The sequence below is a fragment of the Plantactinospora sp. BB1 genome, assembly GCF_003030385.1.
GTDB lineage: Bacteria > Actinomycetota > Actinomycetes > Mycobacteriales > Micromonosporaceae > Plantactinospora.
Genome location: NZ_CP028159.1, coordinates 3,122,344 through 3,139,533 on the forward strand (window position 1 = coordinate 3,122,344; position 17,190 = coordinate 3,139,533).

The window sequence follows — 17,190 nt, forward strand, 5'->3', positions numbered from 1 at the left end:
CGGCCGGATCGGTCGGGAGAGCCCGCCGGGCGAGGACGGCCGCACGGGTCGGGACGGCGTGCCCGCGCACAGCGGCGACCCCACGCTGGCACAGCTCGCCCCCGAGCACCGGCTGCGCCGGCTGGAACTGCTGGTCACCCGGCGCCTCGACGGGCTGCTGCACGGCCAGCACCTCGGCCTGCTCCCCGGCCCCGGCAGCGAGTTCACCGGCGCCCGGGAATACCGGCCCGGCGAGGACGAGGTACGCCGGATGGACTGGGCGGTGACCGCCCGGACCACCCTGCCGCACGTCCGGGAGGTGGACGCCGACCGGGAACTCACCACCTGGCTGCTCGTCGACTCCACCCCCAGCATGGACTTCGGCACCGCCGAGCTGGACAAGCGGGAACTCGCGGTGGCCGCGACGGCGGCGGTCGGCTTCCTCACCGCCGGGGTGGGCAACCGGCTCGGCGCCCACCTGCTCGACGGCACCGGGATCCGCCGCTTCCCGGCCCGGACCGGCCGGAACCACCTGCTCGGCCTGCTCAACATGCTGCTCGCGGCGCACCGGCGCGACACGTCCGGGACGGCCCCGTCGTTCGCCGACGCGGTGACCACACTGCACCGGGCCACCACCGGCCGGGGCCTGGTGGTGCTGGTCTCCGACTTCCTCGACGGGCTGCCCGAGACCGAGGGCGGCACGCCGGCCTGGGAGCGGGCCGTGCGACGGCTCGGGGTACGCCACCAGGTGCTGGCGGTCGAGATCGTCGACCCGCGTGAACTGGAACTGCCGGACGTCGGACTGGTCACGCTGGTCGACCCGGAGACGGGCCGGCGGCGTGAGGTGTCCACGGCGGACCGTCGGCTCCGCGAGCGGTACGCCGCCGCAGCGGCCGGCCAGCGCGAACTGGTCCGGCAGGCGCTGCGCCGCTCGGGCGCCGCGCACCTGTCGCTGCGTACCGACCGGGACTGGGTCGCGGACATCGTCCGGCACGTACACACCCAGCGGCGGCTGGCCGGCACGGCCCGCCCGCCCACGGCAGCGGTACGGGGAGGCACGGCATGACGTGGCAGTCTCCGGAGCGGCTCCTGCTGCTGCTCGGCGTGCTCGGGCTCGGCATCTGGTACGTCGTGCTGCAACGGCGCCGCAGCCGGTACGCCGTCCGCTTCACCAACCTGCGGCTGCTGGACCGGGTCGCGCCGGAGCGGCCGTCCTGGCGGCGGCACCTGCCGGCCGGGTTGTTCCTGGCCATGATGGCGCTGCTGGTGGTCGGCTTCGCCCGGCCGGAGGCGGAGGTCAGGGTGCCCCGGGAGCGGGCCACCGTGATGGTCGCGGTGGACGTCTCGACCTCGATGCTCGCCACCGACGTCGAACCGGACCGGCTGGCGGCGGCGAAGTCGGCGGCGCACCGGTTCGCCGAGTCGCTGCCGGACGAGTTCAACGTCGGGCTGGTCGCCTTCGCCGGCAGCGCGGCGGTACTCGTACCGCCGGGCACCGACCGTTCGGTGCTGCACTCCGGGATCAGGCGGCTCGCCGAGGGGAGCACCGGGGTGCAGGGCACCGCGATCGGCGAGGCGATCGGCACCTCGCTGGAGGCGATCAAGACCTTCGACACCCAGGCCGCGAAGAACCCGCCGCCGGCCCGGATCGTGCTGCTCTCCGACGGGGCGAACACCTCCGGACGCGACCCGATGGACGCGGCCGACGAGGCGGTGCAGGCGGGGGTACCGGTGCACACCATCTCGTTCGGCACCGCCGCCGGCTATGTCGCCCGGGGCGGCCGGCCGATCCGGGTACCGGTGGACGGCCAGACCCTGCGGGCGGTCGCCGAGCAGACCAAGGGCGGCTACCACGAGGCGGGCAGCAGCGCCGAGTTGCGGGCCGTGTACGAGGACATCGGGACATCGGTCGGCTACCGCACGGAGAAGCAGGACATCTCCGCCCGGTTCATCGGCATCGGGCTGCTGCTGGCCCTGGCGGCGGCGGGCGGCTCGATGGCGTGGTTCTCCCGACTGCCGTAGACCGCGCCGGCCCGCTCGGCCCGGCCGAGGCGGAGACCGGCACACCTGCTGGCCCGATCCGACGACGGACTGACGAGGAGTGAGCTATGGCAACGCAGACCGGACTCGGCGAACCCCGCGGTCCATGGTTCATCTCACCCGACCTGGAACCGGACGGGCGAGCAGTTCCGGGCGTACCCGGTGCGGGGCTGCCGGAGCGGGCGGCCCGGCGGCGGCGGGCGCTGCTCGCCGCGCTGGCGGTGGTCGCGCTCTCCATCGGCTCCGGCGGCCTGGCCGGCGGCTGGGTGGCCAGCCAGGAGCCCCCGGGGCAGCCGGGCAAGGCGGCGCAGGCGGCGCTGCCGGCCGACCTGGTGGCCGCGGCCGCGCAGGTGGTGCCCGGGGTCGTCTCGGTGATGGTGGCCGGGGGTGGCAAGTCGGCCAGCGGCTCCGGGTTCGCCATCGACGACCTACAGCACATCGTCACCAACGACCACATCGTGGCCCGGGGCGGCGGCGGGGAGCCCGACGGCGCGGTGATGGTGGAGACCTCGGACGGCCGGCAGTTCCCGGCCCGGCTCGTCGGCCGGGACTCCAGCAGCGACATCGCCGTGCTCCGGGTGCCGCCGTCGGCCGGACTGACGGCGCTGCCGCTGGCCAAGCCCGGCGCCACCCGGGTCGGCGAGCCGGTCCTCGCGGTCGGCTCGCCGCTGGGGCTCGCCGGCACGGTGACCGCCGGCATCGTCAGCGCGCTGGACCGTCAGGTGAAGCTCGGCGACAACCGGCACAGCGCGGTGCAGACCGACGCCTCCATCAACCCGGGAAACTCGGGTGGTCCGCTGGTCAACGCGCGGGGCGAGGTCGTGGGAGTGAACACCGCGATCGCCACCATCGACGGCAGTGGGTCGATCGGGATCGGTTTCGCCATCCCGATCGAGCAGGTGCAGCAGACGGCGGACACCATCATCGGCAAGGGCGGCTGAGCCGTACGGTTGACGCCATGGCACCCCTGACCATCCGACCGGGTCTCGTCATCCCGGAGGCGGAACTGAACTGGCGGTTCTCCCGGTCCGGCGGCCCGGGCGGACAGGGCGTGAACACCACCGACTCCCGGGCGGAACTCTCCTTCGACGTGGCGAACTCGACGGCGCTGCCGGAGCGGCTCAGGGCCCGGGCGCTGGACCGGCTGGGCGGGCGGCTCGTCGACGGGGTACTGACGATCTCGGCGTCGGAGCACCGGGCCCAGCTCCGCAACCGGGAGGCCGCGCTGGCCCGGCTCGCCGCGCTGCTGGCGGACGCGGTCGCGCCGCCACCGCCGCCGAGGCGGCCCACCAAACCGAGTCGCGGCGCCAAGGAGCGCCGGCTCGCCGAGAAGAAGCGCCGCAGCCAGCTCAAGCAGACGCGCCGCCGCGACGTGGACTGACGTCGCGGGGGCCGGTCAGGAGGTCAGGGCGGCCAGGGCCAGGTCGACGTCGTGGTCGCTGGAGTAGAGGTGGAACGAGGCGCGTACCCGGCCGGCCCGGACCGCCGCCCGGACACCCGCCGCCGCCAGCTTCTCCGCCGCACCGGGCACGTCCACGGTGACGATCGCGCTGTCCCGGGGCGGCTGGCCGAGCCCGGCCAGGAACCGGTTGGCCAACCCGACGTTGTGCTCCCGGATCGCCGGCAGTCCCACCTCGACGAGGAGCTCCAGGGCCGGGGCCGCGCCGACGAAGCAGAACCAGGCGGGGGAGAGGTCGAACCGGCGGGCGTCGTCGGCCAGCCGCAGCGGCGGCCCGTAGTAGGAGGCGTGCGGGTCGGAGCCGGCGTACCAGTTGGCGGCGAGCGGGGTGATCCGGTCCCGGATCCGGGGCGCCAGATAGCCGAACGCCGCCCCGCGCGGCGCCATCAGCCACTTGTACGCGCCGACGGCGACCACGTCCGCCCGGCCGGCGTCGAAGGGCAGCCAGCCGCAGCCCTGGGTGGCGTCGACCACCACCAGCGCGTCGTGCGCCTCGGCGGCGGCCAGGATCTCGTCGTACCGGGCGACGGTGCCGTCCGCCGACTGGACCAGGCTGAACGCGACGAGGTCGGTGTCGGCGTCGACCGCCTCGGCGAGCCGGTCCGCCGGCACGGTGCGCACCCGTACCCCGCGCTCGGCGTGCACCAGCCAGGGGAAGAGGTTGGAGGTGAACTCCACCTCGGGCACCAGCACGGTGGCTCCGGCGGGCAGCGCGGCACCGACCGGGGCGAGCAGTTGGGAGACGGTCGCCCCGACGGTCACGTCCGAGACGGGTACGCCGACCAGCCGGGCGAAGGCGGCCCGGGACCGGGCGGTGGACTCGTCCCACCCCTCCCAGGAGGTACGCCCGGTGCGCCAGTCGGCGAGGGCGGCCTGGAGCGCCTCCCAGGCCGGCTCCGGCGGCAGCCCGTAGCTGGCGGTGTTCAGCCAGCCCGGCTCCGGTTTCCACAACTGTCGCGCCTCGGCTAGATCCACTCGACCAGCGTAGTACGGCCCGACCGGGCGCCCGTAACGACGATTACAGCTATGAGGTAGCGGTGGTACCCCTCCGGTGTTATCGTCGCTTACGTGGATACGAGAACGCGGATTCTGCGGGCTGCGGCCGACCTGCTGGCCCGCTCCCCGGAGGCGGACCTGCTGACCCGGGCGGTCTGCGAGGCCGCCGGGGTGGGCGCGCCGGTGCTCTACCGCCAGTTCGGTGACAAGGAGGGGCTGCTCGCCGCCGTGGTCGACTACGGCTACGAGCAGTACCTCTCCGACAAGCGGGCCGCCGTCCCGTCGGACGACCCGGTCCGGGACCTGCGCAACGGCTGGGACAACCACGTCTCGTTCGCGCTGGAGAACCCGAACTTCTACCGCCTGATGTACTCACCCGGGCTCTCCACCCCGCCGGCCGCCGCGACCGAGGCGCACCAACTCCTGCTCGGCGTCCTCGAACGCTGCGCCGCGGCCGGCCGGCTCCGGATCAGTCCGCAGCTCGCCGCCCAGATGGTGATGCCGGCGACCGTGGGGGTCGCACTGCTGCTGATCACCCGCCCGACCATCTACACCGACGCCGCCCAGGTGTCCGCCCGGGTACGCGAGGCGGTCGTCACGGCCATCGTCACCCCGGACCCCTCCGCCGGTCGGGAGCGCACCGCCGAACCGGGCGGCGAGGTCGCGGTGGCCGCCGCGAACCTCGGCGCGCTGCTGCCGGCGCTGCCGGACAGTCCGCTCTCGGCGGCCGAGACCGGCCTGCTGCTGGAGTGGCTGACCCGACTGGCCGACCGGCCCGTCACCGGCTGACCCGACCGGCGGGCAGCGACAGCGCGGGCAGCACCCGGGCGCCGCGACCGGCGCCACCCCGCACCCCGAAACCGCACGAACAGCTACGGAACAGCAAGGAGAACTCCTGTGTCCACCCCGTCCGCCCCCGCCACCCCGAACGTTCGTACCGCCGTCGTCACCGGCGGCTCACGCGGCATCGGCCGCCGGGTCGTCACCCGGCTCGCCGCCGACGGCTTCGCCGTCGTGGTCGGCTACGCCGGCAACCAGGTCGAGGCCGAGGCCGCGGTCAAGGAGGTCGAGACGGCCGGCGGCCGGGCGATCGCCGTACGGGCCGACGTGGCCGACGAGCACGCCGTCGCCGAACTCTTCGACACCGCCGAGCGGACCTTCGGCGGCATCGACGTGGTCGTGCACGTGGCCGCCCGGATGCCGCTCGCCCCGCTCGCCGAACTCGACCTGGCCGACCTGGACAGTCTGCACCGGACCAACATCCGGGGCACCTTCGTCGTCGACCAGCAGGCGGTACGCCGGCTCCGCCCCGGCGGCGCGCTGGTCAACTTCTCCTCCTCGGTCGTCGGCCTCGCCTTCCCGAACTACAGCGCCTACGCCGCCAGCAAGGGCGCGGTCGAGGCGATGACCCTGGTGCTGGCCCGGGAGATGCGCGGCCGGGACGTCACCGTCAACGTCGTCGCACCCGGGCCGACCGCCACCGACCTCTTCCTGGGGGCCAACAGCCCGGAGCGGATCGCCCAGCTGGCGGCCCAGCCACCGCTGGAGCGGCTCGGTACCCCGGACGACATCGCCGAGGTGGTGGCCTTCCTGGTCAGCCCGGCCGGGCACTGGGTCAACGGCCAGGTGTTGCGGGCCAACGGCGGAATCATCTGACCCCGGGCGGCACGATCCGGGCCGCCGTCAGTCGATCCCGGCCGCCGTCAGCGCGGCGAGCAGCCGGGCCCGGAGCGCGGCGGCCCGCTCGGCGAAACCGCGCTGGGCGGCGGCGTACTCGGCCCGGCCCTCGGGCGTCTCCACCCGGACCGGCGGATAGCCGAGGGCGGCCAGGTCGTACGGGCTGGCCCGCATGTCCAGGGCGCGGATCTCCCGGGCCAGCGCGAACGCGTCGGCGACCAGTTCGCCCGGCACCAGCGGGGAGAGCTTGTACGCCCACTTGTAGAGATCCATGTTGGCGTGCAGGCAGCCCGGCTGCTCGTTGTCGGCCTGCGTCTCGCGGCTCGGGGCGAGCAGGTTCAGCGGCCGGGCCGGTGCGGTGAAGAACCGGTACGCGTCGAAGTGGCTGCACCGGATCCGGTTGGCCTCCACCACCCGGGCGGTCTGCTCGGGCGAAAGCCGCAGCGGCCAGGCGTTGTGCCGCACCTCCGCCTGGGTCTGCCGGTAGACCATGGCCCACTCGTGCATCCCGAAGCAGCCGAACTGGCCGGGCCGGCCGGCGGTCCGGGTCAGCAGGGTGCGGATCCAGTCGACGGAGTCGCCCCGGCGCCCGCGTACCGCCTCGGTGTCCAGGGTGAGGCCGCCGTCCTCGACCCGGTAGTCCCGACCGAACTCGGCCGGGTCGGCGTCCCGGAGCAGCACACCGGCGCCGGGATGCCAGCGGCGTAGCTGCGCCGGCCGGTGCGAGTAGTAGGTGAAGAGGAAGTCCTCCACCGGATGACGGGTGCCGCTGCCGCGCCGGGCCAGGTGCGGCGCCAGCCACTCGTCCACCCGCCGCTCGTGGGCCGCCCGCCGGGCGCGCCAGTCCGCCGCGTCGAGCACGACGGTACGGGCGAGAGCGGCGGTCACCGCTCCAGGGTACGGCGGGGCGGGATGCCGCTGGTCAGTGCGGCACGTCGACGCTGACCCCGGCGGAGAAGACGGCGCTGCGCAGCTCGATCCGGGTCGGTTCGACCGCACCGGTCGAGGCGAAGACCAGCGGCATGATCATGCGTCGACCGGCGGGTACCGGTTCGGCGAAGGGGTCCTTCCCGGCGTTGGCGACCTGGGTCGCGGGTACATCGGCGCCGACCCAGTCCCCGCTGGGCAGGTACGCCCGTTGCAGCGTGCCGTGCCACTGCTGGCTCTTGTCGGTCAGGTTGCGTACCCCGAGAATCGCCTGGCAGCCGCCGGGTGCCGGCGGGCAGACCAGCCGGTAGACGGTGAACTCGAAGGCGCTCTCCCGCAGGCTCGTACCGACCGGCCCGGCCACGGTCCTGCCCACCCACGCCCCGCTGGACGGCTGGCGGTTGGCGTTGATCGCGCTCACCCGACTCGATCCGGTCCATGCGGTGAGCGCGGCCAGGGCCACCGCGAGCAGGGCGGCCGAGCCGACGGCCACCCACGCGGGCGGCCTGGCCCGCCGTCGCGGCGGCCGGTAGGTGGCGGCCGGGTGCGGTGCGGGGCGGGCCCGTCCGACCACCGGGGCGAGCTCCTCGGCGGTCGGCTCCGGCGGCTCCGGTACGGGCTCCTCGACCGGCTCCTCGGCGTCGATCGGCGCAGGTGTGCGGGGCGCTACCGGTGCCCGCCCGACGTAACGGGCGCCGCCGGCGATCCCGACCAGACCACCGGGTTCGTCAGCCTCCGCTCCGGCCGGCCCGGCCAGCCCGCCGTCCCGGAGCAGCCCGCCGCCGGTGGTCACGCCCGCGCCCTCGTCTCCGGTCCGGTGGGCGACCGCACCGAGATCCCCACTCGGCGCACCGAGATCCCCGGCCGCCGCCCGCTCCGCCGCGCCGCCGATCCGGGGGTGGCCGGTGGCCAGCCGTACGCTCTCCGGCACCGGGATCTTGTGGTCTCCGCGTACCCGTGCCCGGGCCCGCGCGATCGGGTTGCCGGAACGACGGATCCGCCGGTCCGCGGCGGCGGCCTGCCGCTCGGCGGCGCGCCGCTCCGCCGCCTCGCGCTTCGCGGCCCGTTTGGCGGCCCGCCGGTCCGCTCCGGCCACCGGCGTGCTGTTGACCTGGCCGGCGGCGCGCCGTCGACGCAGTCGCCGCCACCAGAGCGCGCCGCCGGCCGAGGCGAGCAGCGCCAGTGCCGCGAGGGCGGTACCCAGCAGGGTGCCCCGGCGCCACCACGGTGGGGCGGCGTCCCCCTGAGCCTGTGTCGCGTCGTCCGGGCCGGGGCCGGCGGCGGCCGCCCGTGCCCGGTTCCAGGTCGCGGTCGCGCAGTCGTACGGCATGTTGCCGCCCGCGACGAAGGCGCAGGCCGGGGCGGTGACGTCGGCCCCGCGCGCCGGCGGTACCAGGGTGGTGCTGAGCAGCGCGGTGCTGCGGCCGCCGAGCTGGACCTGCCAGATCACCTCGGTACCGAGCTGCCCCGGCAGGGTGCCGGGGGCGCTGGCCGTGCCGCCCTGGCTGATCAGGGACGGGGTGGCGCCCGGCGGCAGTTCCTGCCGGACCGTCGTCTTGACCATGCCGTCGGTACCATTGCGTACCCGGATCTCGTAGCGGGGCGCCGGATCGCCGGACGTGGCCATCGCGACGGTGATCAGCGGACTGGTCGGCGCGGGGGCGCCGGCCGCCTGGGCGGGGGCGCCGGGCGCGGTGGCGACCAGCAGGTAACCCGCGATCACCGCCCCCACCGCACGTAGTCGGATCGATGCAGGCATCACGAAGTCTCCTCCCGCCCAGACGCTAAGCCGGACGGGTGGCCGGCCGGCGGGGAAGGATCGAACCCCCGTCGTCGGCCGGCCCGCTGCGGTATGGTGCCGCCCCGCCGCCCATCGGCGCCGGCTCCCGGTGGGGACGGCTCCTGGTGGGGATAGATTGGCGGCGTGCGTATCGCTCGTTTCGCTCATGCAAAGGGAATGTCGTTCGGCGTGGTCGAGGGTGACCCGGAGGGCGGCCCCGAGGGCCTGACGGTGGCCGAGATCGAGGGCCACCCGTTCGGCGAGATCCGGTTCACCACCGCCCGCTGGGCGCTGGCGGACGTCCGGCTGCTCTCGCCCATCCTGCCGAGCAAGGTGGTGTGTGTCGGCCGCAACTACTCCGAGCACGCCGCCGAGCTGGGCAACGACGTACCGGCCGAGCCGCTGCTCTTCCTCAAGCCGTCGACCTCGGTGATCGGGCCCCGGGACGCGATCCGGTTGCCGGCCCAGTCCAAGCAGGTCGAGCACGAGGCCGAGCTGGCCGTGGTGATCGGGCCGCCGGGGGCGCGTCGGGCCGACCGGGCCGCCGCCGCCCAGGCCATCTTCGGCTACACCTGCGCCAACGACGTCACCGCGCGGGACCTGCAACGCGCGGACGGCCAGTGGACCCGGGCCAAGGGCTTCGACTCGTTCTGCCCGCTCGGCCCGTGGATCTCGACCGGGATCGACGTCAGCGACGTCGAGGTCCGCTGCGAGGTGGGTCGGGGTGCCGACGAGATGGAGGTACGCCAGCTCGGCCGGACCAGGGACATGGTCTTCGACGTCGCGACCCTGGTCTCCTACGTCTCCCACGTGATGACGCTGCTCCCGGGCGACGTGGTGCTGACCGGCACTCCGGCGGGGGTTAGTCCGATCGTGGACGGGGATACCGTCACGGTCCGCATCGGCGGTATCGGCGAACTGTCGAACCCGGTGGTGACCCTCGACTGAGGTCCGGTGCGGGCGACGGCGGCACGCCGTCGCCCGGTACCGACCCGATTTGGTCTCCACCACCGGGTCCGGTAAAGTTCGCTTTCGGTGCGACGAGCACCGATGGGGTATGGGGTAATTGGCAGCCCGACTGATTCTGGTTCAGTTAGTCTAGGTTCGAGTCCTGGTACCCCAGCCACCGAAACCCGAAAGGGCAACGGTAGCTGGTCTCTGGTAGAGTTCAGCAGCGTTGATCGCAAGGTCAACAAAGAGGAAAGTCCTGGCCCCGTCGTCTAGCGGCCTAGGACGCCGCCCTCTCAAGGCGGTAGCGCCGGTTCGAATCCGGTCGGGGCTACGACCGACGGCCCGCGTCACTCAGGTGGCGCGGGCCGTTTCTCGTTCGTACGCCACCCGGGGCCGCGCCCTTGCGCGTGCCGTCGACCTGCCCTGCCTTGCCCTGGCCTCGGCGTCCGCGTCGGGACTCCTCGGCCGATCGGGCCGTCGGGCCGGCTCCCGATGTCGAGCATCGCACACCGCCCCTGACCTCGTACCGCAAACGAGCTGGTCTTCCGGATGCTCTGCGGTGGCCTGCGTTCGCGCATGCCGATCCGCCCCTCCGGCCGGCGGCGCAACGGCCGTAAGCCGCCGTGCCTCGTCGCCGTGCCTCGCCGCCGTGCCTCGGCGCCGCGGCGAGGTCGGGGCCGCGACCGTCTTCGACTACCGGGAGCGCGGCGGGGAGATCTCGGCGACCTACTCCGAACATGACCCCCGCTGCGCAGACTGTCGAGCTGGGTGCACAGACGGGGCGCCCTGGCCGATTCGTCGGCCGGGTCCCCGCAACGGTCGGGTGGGGGTAGGCCACGCACGGCTGCCCGGACACGCACGTGGTCACCGCGACGTCTGCTGGCCACCTGTCGGCTGGGTCTGGGGCGGGTTGGGTGCGTGGACGGGGCAGCTCGACAGTCTGCTCGGCAGAGTCTCCCCGGCGGCGGAGGTCGGCGGCCGCCGGCTGGGCGTCGACCCGTCGGGTGGGTGCCGGTCGTCCGGGGCCACGGCGCGGCGTCGACCGGCGCGGCGGCAGCCGCCGGCAACGATTCGGGTTACAGGCCGCTCAGGCGTTGGCCGGCGCGTACCACGGCCATCGCGTGCCGGTCGCCGGGACGTCGGCCGAGCCGCTCGATCGGCCCGGAGATGCTGATCGCGGCGATCACCCGTCCGGTGCGGTCCCGGATCGGCGAGGAGACGCTCGCCACTCCGGCCTCCCGTTCGGCGACGCTCTGCGCCCAGCCCCGGCGGCGTACCTCGGCCAGGGTGCGGCCGGTGAACTTGCACCGGGGGAGGAGTGGCATGACCGCCTCCGGCGGCTCCCAGGCGAGCAGGATCTGCGCGGCGGAACCGGCCGTCATCGGCAGTACCGAGCCGACCGGCACGGTGTCGCGCAGCCCGCTGGCCCGCTCGGCGGCGGCGACGCAGATCCGCTCGTCGGCCCGGCGCAGATAGAGCTGGGCGCTTTCGCCCGTCGCGTCCCGCAGCGCCGACAGCAGCGGCTCGGCCGCGGTCAGCAGTACGTCGGGTGCGGCGTTCGCCAGCTCGCCCAGGCGCGGCCCGGGGCGCCAGCGTCCCTGGGTGTCCCGGACCAGCATCCGGTGGATCTCCAGGGCCTGGGCCAGGCGGTGGGCCGTGGCCCGGGGCAGCTTGGTGCGATCGACGAGTTCGGCCAGGCTGGCGCCGTCGACGCAGGCGGCCAGGATGACCACCGCCTTGTCGAGAACGCCGACACCGCTCATACTGTGTCCCACAAGCCGAAACCTACCTCCCAGAATTTAGGATGTCCAGATGGTGGGAGTCACTCCAGAGCCGTCCTCGCCCAGGACCTTGGCCGAGAAGGTCTGGGATGCTCACGTGGTGCGATCCGCTGACGGTGAGCCGGATCTGCTCTATATCGACCTGCACCTGCTGCACGAGGTGACCAGCCCGCAGGCCTTCGACGGGCTGCGGATGGCGAATCGCAAGGTCCGCCGCCCCGATCTCACGCTCGCGACCGAGGACCACAACACCCCGACCGGCTACGACGATCCGTCGTTCCGGTCCCGGCGCGGTGACCTGCTCACCATCGCCGACCCAACCTCGCGGACCCAGATCGAGACGCTGCGCCGCAACTGCGCCGAGTTCGGGGTCAAGCTGCACCCGCTCGGCGACGACAACCAGGGCATCGTGCACGTGATCGGGCCACAGCTCGGCCTGACCCAGCCGGGCCTGACCATCGTGTGCGGCGACTCACACACGGCCACCCACGGCGCGTTCGGCGCGCTGGCCTTCGGGATCGGGACCAGTGAGGTCGAACACGTCCTCGCCACCCAGACCCTGCCGCAGATCCGCCCCAAGACCATGGCGGTGACCGTGGTCGGCGAGCTGGCCCCCGGGGTCACCGCCAAGGACCTGGTGCTGGCGCTGATCGCCCAGGTCGGCACCGGCGGCGGTCGCGGCCACATCGTCGAATACCGGGGCGAGGCGATCAGCGGGCTCTCCATGGAGGGCCGGATGACCATCGCCAACATGTCCATCGAGTGGGGTGCCAAGGCCGGGATGATCGCCCCGGACGAGACCACCTTCGCGTACCTGAAGGGGCGGCCGAACGCCCCGCAGGGCGCGGACTGGGACGCGGCGCTGGAATACTGGCGCACCCTGCCGACGGACGAGGGCGCGACCTTCGACAGCGAGGTGGTGCTCGACGCCGGCCGGATCAGCCCGTTCGTCACCTGGGGCACCAACCCGGGCCAGGGCACCGCGCTGAACGCCGCCGTGCCCGACCCGGAGGACTTCGTCACCGACGCGGAGCAGGCCGCCGCCCGGCGGGCCCTGGAATACATGGACCTCAAGCCCGGCACCCGGCTCCGGGACGTACCCGTGGACGTCGTCTTCGTCGGCTCCTGCACCAACGGCCGGCTGGAGGACCTCCGGGCCGCCGCCGACGTGCTGCGCGGGCACCGGGTCGCCGACAACGTGCGGATGCTGGTCGTACCCGGTTCGGCGGCGGTCCGCGAGGCGGCCGAGCAGGAGGGGCTGGACCGAATCTTCACCGAGGCGGGCGCCGAGTGGCGGTTCGCCGGCTGCTCCATGTGCCTGGGCATGAACCCGGACACCCTCAAGCCGGGCCAGCGCTCGGCCTCGACCTCCAACCGTAACTTCGAGGGCCGGCAGGGCCGGGGCGGGCGTACCCACCTGGTCTCGCCACCGGTCGCCGCCGCCACCGCCGTGGTGGGCCGGCTGGCCGCGCCGGCCGACCTGTGAAGGGGCTGACCTGAGATGGACAAGTTCACCGTGCACACCGGTACGGCGGTTCCGCTGCGCCGGTCCAACGTGGATACCGATCAGATCATCCCCGCCGTGTACCTCAAGCGGGTGACCCGGACGGGCTTCGCCGACGGCCTCTTCAGTGCCTGGCGGGAGGACCCGACATTCGTACTCAACGATTCTTCATATTCCGGGGCGTCGATTCTCGTGGCCGGCCCCGAGTTCGGCACCGGCTCCTCCCGGGAGCACGCCGTGTGGGCGCTGCGCGACTGGGGGTTCCGGTCGGTCATCGCTCCCCGCTTCGGAGACATCTTCCGGGGGAACGCGCTCAAGGAAGGGCTCCTGCCGGTCGAGCTTGAATTGAAGGCCGTCGAGGCTTTGTGGGAGTTGGTCGAGTCCGACCCGACGGCCCGGATCACGGTCGACCTGACCGCCCGGGAGGTCCGGGCAGGGGAGGACACCTGGTCCTTCCCGATGGACGACTTCAGCCGCTGGCGGCTGATGGAGGGCTTGGACGACATTGGACTGACCCTCCGGCACGAGGCCGACATCACCGCGTACGAGGGCCGGCGATCCACCTTCCGGCCTGTGGTGGCATAGGCCGAACCGCCGACCGCACAGTCGTTTTCGCCCCCGCCGGTTCGTCCGGCGGGGGCGAATCCGTTGCGACACAATGGGTTTTTTCGAGCAGATGTTTGTGTCCCGGTGGCACAGGGCATACCGTGCGCGCAGAATGGCTCGCGTTGAGTCCAGTTGCACATTGGGAGGGAAGTCGTGAACAAGGCCGAGCTCATCGAGGCTCTCGCCGCTCGTCTGGGGGACCGGAAGACGGCGACGTCGGCGCTCGACGCGGTCCTCGCGGAGGTCCAGGCGGCGGTCACCAAGGGGGACCGGGTCGCCATCACCGGGTTCGGGGTGTTCGAAAAGCGCGTGCGCGGTGCTCGAACAGCCCGCAACCCCCGCACCGGCGAATCGGTGAAGGTGAAGAAGACATCGGTTCCGGCCTTCCGGCCGGGCGCCGGTTTCAAGGAGATGGTGGCCAGCGGCAAGGCCCCGAAGAACACCGTGGCGGCGAAGAAGTCCGCCACGGCGTCGACGGCCAAGTCGACCGTTGCCAAGAAGACGACGACCAAGAAGGCGGCGCCCGCCAAGACGACCGCCACGAAGGCGGCGGCGAAGAAGACGGCTCCGGCGAAGAAGGCCACCGGCGGCACGAAGGCCACCACGGCCAAGAAGACGACGGCGGCGAAGAAGTCGACGGCGGCCAAGAGCACGTCCACCCGCGCCACGGCGAGCAAGAAGGCCAGCACGGCCAAGAAGGCTCCGGCCAAGAAAGCCGCCAAGCGCTGAGAATCGGGTACCGCCAGGGCGCCTCCGGCTCGTCCGGAGGCGCCCTTCACGTTGTCCGGCACCGAAATCCGGGGTCGACGGCGGCGGTCCTCCGCCGTCGACAGGGCGTTGGCGCCGCTCAGCGGCCCGTGGACGGCCGGAAACCCCGAGACCGACCCTCGGGGTACCAGTGCGGCGGCCGTTCCCGCAGAGCCCGCGCTGCCCGGCCGGGCGACGGCCCGGGTCAGGGTGCGATGGCGGCGAGGCGCTCCGCGCCGTCCAGCCGGCTGGCGGCGACCAGCCGGTCACCGCTGAAGGCGAGCAGCCAGCCGGTGCCCTTCCTGGTCCGGAAGTCCTCCGCCGAGCCGGGAAGCGGGACGGCACCGGTCGAGGCGGCCGGTCCGGTCGAGGCGGCCGATGCGGCGGCCAGCCACGCCAACGCCTCCGGAATCACCTTCCCCTGGCTACAGACCACCGCCGGTTCGCCGGCCCGGGCCAGTTCGAGCAGGGCTCCGGCGGCGGCCAGGGCGTTCTCCTCGGCGTCCTGCCCCGGCTTCGGCTCGTCGTACGCGGAATCCACCTCGATCGGCCGGTCGAGCAGTTCGGCCAGGGGTTGCAGCGTCTGCACACAGCGCCGGGGCGCCGCCGAACGCAGGCGTACCGGGCGGATCAGCGCGAGCAGTCCGGCCACATCCCGGGCCTGGGCCAGCCCGGCGGCGTCCAGCGGCCGGGCGGTGTCCGGCCCGGACCAGGTGCCCCGTCTGCCCGCCGGGGCGTGCCGGACCAGCCCCAGCACCGCGCTCACCGGCGGCAGGGCGGCGAAGTCCTCCAGCACCCGGACGTCGTGCGGATAGCTGACCAGCCGGAGGGCCTCGGCCAGCGGCAGCCAGCGTACGGTGTCGACCTCGGTCTCCGGCTGGAAACCGCCGCTGCCGACGGCCCGCATCGACCAGAACTCGACCGTCTTCGGCGCACCGTCGCGCATCCGGTAGTGCACCGGGGGCAGCCGCACCTCCGGTACCCCGTGCACGTCGGCCTCCTCGGCCACCTCGCGTACCGCGGCGGTCAGCGGATGCTCCCCCGGGTCCAACTTGCCCTTCGGCAGCGACCAGTCGTCGTAGCGGGGGCGGTGCACCACGCAGACCCGTACGCCGTCGTCGCAGTGCCGCCAGACCACGCCACCCGCCGCCCGGACCGGGGTCACCCCAGCCATGCCGTCCGCCGTTTCCGGCTCGCCCGGCGCCACGCGTCCGGGAAGGCCGCCCGGGCGGCACGGACGGCGGCCCGTTCCCGTTCCGCCAACCGGCCGGCGGTGACGGCCACGGCATGGTCGCCCGGGTCCCGCTCGGCGATCGACAGCCAGGTCTGCGCGGCGACCGCCGCGTCCTGGTGCTCGCCGAGCAGGTTCTGCACCCTCGCCAGCGCCTTGGCCAGCTTCGCCGCGTCACCGCCGAGCACCCCGGCGACGGCGTCGACGGCGTACCGGGCCCGCTTGCCGTTGATGCGTACCGCGTGCCAGCGCTCGTCCGGGGCGTCCGGGTCGAGGTCGGCGGCGCCGTCGACCCCGTCGTCGCCGTCGGTCAGCCGGTGCCAGGGCCGGGCGACCAGCCGGGGCAGCACCCTGGCGGCCGGCCCGTCGGCCCTGGCGGTCAGTTGCGGGGCCCGGGTGGCATCGACCAGCGCCTCGACCAGGGCGTGGTACCGCGTCGAGCCGAGCGCCTCGTCGACGGCGGCCAGCGCCTCGGCGTGCCGCTCGGCGAGTACCCGGTCGATCCGGGCCACCGCCGCCGGGTCGAGCGGGCTGAGCGGGTCGGCGGCGGCCGTACCGGAGAGCCGGGCCCGCAGCACCTCGGCGTCCCTGGCCTGCCCCAGCACCCCCGCCAGCCACTTCAGTTCGTCCCGCAGCGACCTGGCCCACGCGTCGCGGACCAGCGGCCCGAACGTCCGCAGGTCGCTGCGGAGCCGGCGGCAGCCGACCCGCATCTGGTGTACGGCGGTGTCGTCGTCGCCGACCGGTGCCCGCAACCGGACCAGCGGGTCGTGTGCGAGCACCCGGCCGACGCCACGGCGGATCGCCGCGGTGACCACGTCACCGGCGCTGGGCCGCTCGGGCAGCTCGCCCGGCGGCACCAGGTCGGGCGCGGCCTCGGCCGCCGGACCGAGCGCCCGGACGTGCTTCGGGGTGAAGTCACCGCGCCGGGCACCGGCGCCGGTCAGCGCCGGCTCCAGCACGTCGAGCAGTTCCCGGTCGCCGTCCTTGCGTTCCACCTCGACCTCGCGGAACGTCGACCGGACCTGCTTGCCGTCCAACACCCGCACCGAGTCGTCGGCGATTTCGACCAGTAGCCGGTCGGTGTCGTCGCGCAGCTCGTAGGCGCGGCGCACGGTGCGGACCACGGCGGCCGGTCGCAGTTCCGCGCCCCGGGAGTAGGCGGTGACCAGTGCCAGCAGCTCGGCCGGCGCCTTCTTCGGCCGGCCCGTACGGGAGATCTCGTGGCGTACCCCGGGGCTGTCGGCGGGAAGTTTCACCGTCCAGGGCAGCTCGTCACCCCTGCGGTGCCGCAGCGACACGCCGGCCCGGGCCAGCCGCAGGTCGGTGGTGTCGAGGTAGGTCGCGGTCAGCGTCACCGGGGGCAGCTCCACCACCCGTACGCCGTCCGGCACGACTCCGGCGAGGTCGGGCAGGGTGAACTCCGGATCGACGTCGTACTTCCGCTCCTCCTCCACCATCGGCCAAGCCTAGTCCGGGATGTCGGCCCGGCCGACCGTCCACCGCCGCCAC

At 73.9% G+C, this 17,190-nt stretch carries 16 protein-coding genes and 2 tRNA genes; 12 read left to right on the plus strand and 6 right to left on the minus strand.

Annotated elements, in window-relative coordinates:
* Positions 1–58 precede the first annotated feature (58 nt).
* The 4 genes from C6W10_RS13550 (at position 59) to arfB (ending at position 3,400) form a co-directional block, all read left to right on the plus strand.
* Positions 59–1,045, plus strand: coding sequence for a DUF58 domain-containing protein (locus C6W10_RS13550; protein WP_107263924.1), 987 nt, complete (start codon positions 59–61; stop codon positions 1,043–1,045).
* A complete protein-coding gene (locus C6W10_RS13555; RefSeq protein ID WP_107258384.1) occupies positions 1,042–2,001 on the plus strand; it encodes a VWA domain-containing protein in 960 nt (319 codons plus the stop codon). Before C6W10_RS13550 ends, C6W10_RS13555 begins: the two co-directional genes overlap by 4 nt.
* 86 nt (positions 2,002–2,087) lie before the next feature.
* Positions 2,088–2,960, plus strand: a complete 873-nt coding sequence (locus tag C6W10_RS13560; RefSeq protein WP_107258385.1) for a S1C family serine protease — start codon at positions 2,088–2,090, stop codon at positions 2,958–2,960.
* A gap of 17 nt (positions 2,961–2,977) precedes the next feature.
* Positions 2,978–3,400 (plus strand): alternative ribosome rescue aminoacyl-tRNA hydrolase ArfB, encoded by a 423-nt coding sequence (gene arfB / locus C6W10_RS13565; protein WP_107258386.1) that lies wholly within the window; start codon positions 2,978–2,980, stop codon positions 3,398–3,400.
* Positions 3,401–3,415: 15 nt separating this feature from the next.
* On the opposite strand, the gene C6W10_RS13570 is transcribed toward arfB, so the two are convergent.
* Positions 3,416–4,453 carry an aminotransferase class V-fold PLP-dependent enzyme gene (locus C6W10_RS13570; protein WP_107258387.1) on the minus strand — a complete coding sequence of 346 codons (1,038 nt, stop codon included), beginning with the start codon at positions 4,451–4,453 and terminating at the stop codon, positions 3,416–3,418.
* Between the two features lie 93 nt (positions 4,454–4,546).
* Between C6W10_RS13570 and C6W10_RS13575 the strand changes: the two genes are divergently transcribed.
* Together C6W10_RS13575 and C6W10_RS13580 are read left to right on the plus strand one after the other, a co-directional pair.
* The gene (locus C6W10_RS13575; protein ID WP_107258388.1) at positions 4,547–5,263 is read left to right on the plus strand and encodes a TetR/AcrR family transcriptional regulator; all 717 of its coding nucleotides are present in this window, start codon (positions 4,547–4,549) and stop codon (positions 5,261–5,263) included.
* A 108-nt stretch (positions 5,264–5,371) separates the two neighbouring features.
* Positions 5,372–6,130, plus strand: coding sequence for an SDR family oxidoreductase (locus tag C6W10_RS13580; protein ID WP_107258389.1), 759 nt, complete (start codon positions 5,372–5,374; stop codon positions 6,128–6,130).
* 27 nt (positions 6,131–6,157) lie between these two features.
* On the opposite strand, the gene C6W10_RS13585 is transcribed toward C6W10_RS13580, so the two are convergent.
* Both C6W10_RS13585 and C6W10_RS13590 read right to left on the minus strand, forming a co-directional pair.
* Positions 6,158–7,039: a 3-methyladenine DNA glycosylase gene (locus C6W10_RS13585; protein WP_107258390.1), complete on the minus strand. Its 882-nt coding sequence runs from the start codon at positions 7,037–7,039 to the stop codon at positions 6,158–6,160.
* Positions 7,040–7,073: 34 nt separating this feature from the next.
* Complete coding sequence (locus C6W10_RS13590) at positions 7,074–8,837, minus strand: hypothetical protein (RefSeq protein ID WP_159104572.1); 1,764 nt, start codon at positions 8,835–8,837, stop codon at positions 7,074–7,076.
* 165 nt (positions 8,838–9,002) lie between these two features.
* Between C6W10_RS13590 and C6W10_RS13595 the strand changes: the two genes are divergently transcribed.
* The 3 genes from C6W10_RS13595 to C6W10_RS13605 all read left to right on the plus strand — a co-directional run bounded on the left by C6W10_RS13595 (position 9,003) and on the right by C6W10_RS13605 (position 10,140).
* Entirely contained in the window at positions 9,003–9,806 is an 804-nt protein-coding gene (locus C6W10_RS13595) for a fumarylacetoacetate hydrolase family protein (RefSeq protein WP_107258392.1), read from the plus strand.
* A 103-nt stretch (positions 9,807–9,909) separates the two neighbouring features.
* Positions 9,910–9,984: transfer RNA gene (locus C6W10_RS13600), tRNA-Gln, on the plus strand.
* 83 nt (positions 9,985–10,067) lie between these two features.
* A tRNA-Glu gene (locus C6W10_RS13605) sits at positions 10,068–10,140 on the plus strand.
* A 745-nt stretch (positions 10,141–10,885) separates the two neighbouring features.
* Here the strand turns inward: C6W10_RS13605 and C6W10_RS13610 are convergent.
* Entirely contained in the window at positions 10,886–11,572 is a 687-nt protein-coding gene (locus C6W10_RS13610) for an IclR family transcriptional regulator (RefSeq protein WP_101370253.1), read from the minus strand.
* Between the two features lie 49 nt (positions 11,573–11,621).
* Here C6W10_RS13610 and leuC point away from each other — a divergent pair, with 49 nt between their 5' ends.
* From leuC to C6W10_RS13625, 3 genes are all read left to right on the plus strand, one after another.
* Positions 11,622–13,076 (plus strand): 3-isopropylmalate dehydratase large subunit, encoded by a 1,455-nt coding sequence (leuC, locus tag C6W10_RS13615; RefSeq protein ID WP_107258393.1) that lies wholly within the window; start codon positions 11,622–11,624, stop codon positions 13,074–13,076.
* A 15-nt stretch (positions 13,077–13,091) separates the two neighbouring features.
* Positions 13,092–13,679: a 3-isopropylmalate dehydratase small subunit gene (gene leuD / locus C6W10_RS13620; RefSeq protein WP_107258394.1), complete on the plus strand. Its 588-nt coding sequence runs from the start codon at positions 13,092–13,094 to the stop codon at positions 13,677–13,679.
* 174 nt (positions 13,680–13,853) lie between these two features.
* Positions 13,854–14,429 carry an HU family DNA-binding protein gene (locus tag C6W10_RS13625; protein WP_107258395.1) on the plus strand — a complete coding sequence of 192 codons (576 nt, stop codon included), beginning with the start codon at positions 13,854–13,856 and terminating at the stop codon, positions 14,427–14,429.
* A 223-nt stretch (positions 14,430–14,652) separates the two neighbouring features.
* On the opposite strand, the gene C6W10_RS13630 is transcribed toward C6W10_RS13625, so the two are convergent.
* Both C6W10_RS13630 and C6W10_RS13635 read right to left on the minus strand, forming a co-directional pair.
* Entirely contained in the window at positions 14,653–15,621 is a 969-nt protein-coding gene (locus C6W10_RS13630) for a bifunctional NUDIX hydrolase/histidine phosphatase family protein (RefSeq protein WP_107263925.1), read from the minus strand.
* Entirely contained in the window at positions 15,609–17,138 is a 1,530-nt protein-coding gene (locus C6W10_RS13635) for a CYTH and CHAD domain-containing protein (protein WP_107258396.1), read from the minus strand. The genes C6W10_RS13630 and C6W10_RS13635 overlap by 13 nt, the downstream gene beginning before the upstream one ends.
* Positions 17,139–17,190 lie beyond the last annotated feature (52 nt).